1 protein-coding gene and 1 pseudogene are annotated in these 1,451 nt (G+C 49.8%); both read left to right on the top strand.

Translation table 11 applies throughout. The features are described from left to right. Positions 1 to 1,094: hypothetical protein (locus HMPREF2879_RS09430; RefSeq protein WP_210399395.1), on the top strand; the 1,094-nt coding region annotated here is incomplete at its 5' end. Positions 1,095 to 1,096: 2 nt separating this feature from the next. Beyond that, positions 1,097 to 1,451, top strand: a pseudogene (locus tag HMPREF2879_RS06305) (ECF transporter S component); the annotation flags it as partial.

Raw genomic sequence — 1,451 nt, 5'->3', positions numbered from 1 at the left:
ATCCGTGGGGTTTGTCGCCGGTGTCGGTGGAGGATTTCAATAAGTTCCGTGAGGAGCGTATTCGGGATACAGTAACAAACATTATTAAGGGCGCACTTACTGTAGTTGGTGTAGTAGCTTCTGCCGCTGCCATTTTTGTAACGGGTGGAACACTTCTTATTGCACTGGGCGCTATCGCCGGTGGCACGTTAGCAGCAGCTAATGCTATCGATGAGAATAAAGACCCCAATACTGGAGAAGTTAATTGGATGAATGTCGGTATATCTGCTGGAGTTGGTGCTCTCTTCGGCGGCATCTCCGCTGGTATGGGCAAGTGGGTGAGTGGTCCTATGTCCAAAATGTTCACTGGACCCGCTAACGGCACCGGTAAGCTAATGGCATCTACTCCGGCACGTGTATGGCAGGCCACCAAGGTGCGTATGACCGTGGAAGGCGCTAAAAGCGGCGTGAGTAGCGCTATTGATGGTACTAAGGACGCGGTTTTGAGTGTTCTAACCGGTGGAAAGCATAAGTACTCGCCGCAGGAACATGCGTTTAAGGTTGCTTCTGGTATGGCTTTTGGTGGTCTGAATAGTATGATTAGCCCGGTATCGGGTTCTTTGTCGAAAACTAAGGTATCGCAGCTTGCCTCTAAGTACATTCCTGGCGTTAGCGAAAAGGGGATTCGTAAGAGTATTAGCGTATCGGCTGATACTGTTTCATCGATGGGACAGAGCGCCTTTGAATCCTGGGGTACCGGTAAGGAAGTGCGTGTCGAAGACCTTGTATGGAAGGGCGTGACGACGGCAACCAAGAAGAGTAAGGATTATGCGAAGAATGCCCCTACAGGTGATGTTGGGGCCCCGAGCACTCTGAAACAAATGGGTACTCGTCCTTATACGTATGGAACTTATTTGAATAGTAAGTCTCGGACTAAGAGCTTCCAAAAATATTTTGACCAGGAAGCACAAAAGTCTGTGACTAACCATGTGAATAAGAAGTACCACCTTAAGGATGCATACGATATCTATAAAAGCCGCCCGGGTTTTTTGGTGTGGAATGATAAGGATTTGAAAGCTGAGTCATCTGTAGCGGAGAAAGGGAAAGGAGAATAACGTTGAGCGCTGTTGAAGACGGAGCCCTCGGAGGGCTTCTCGTCGCCCTGGTACCGGGTATCCGCATTAAGCTCGGCAAACCCACGCTGAATAAGAGGCAGAAGAGGCCTATCGCAGCGTTTATCTTCTTCTGGCTTGTAACTATTCTCGGGTTTGTTGCATGGCCAGCATTCATAGCTTCTTATGGTCTTCTGACCGCTCCCGAATATGCGTCTCAGCGTACTGAAGCGATTGCCGCTCTTCTGATTGGTGTTTTAGGTATAGGCCTGCTGGGCGTTCTCCCGCTGAACCACTGCTACGCCTTCTACCTCGAACTACATGATGACCACGTGCGGTGGCGTAATTGGCGGTGGAAGG

This window comes from Rothia sp. HMSC069C04, assembly GCF_001812895.1.
Lineage (GTDB): Bacteria > Actinomycetota > Actinomycetes > Actinomycetales > Micrococcaceae > Rothia.
The sequence above is the reverse complement of the archived record's forward strand: the minus strand, read 5'-3'. Positions and strand labels throughout refer to the sequence as shown.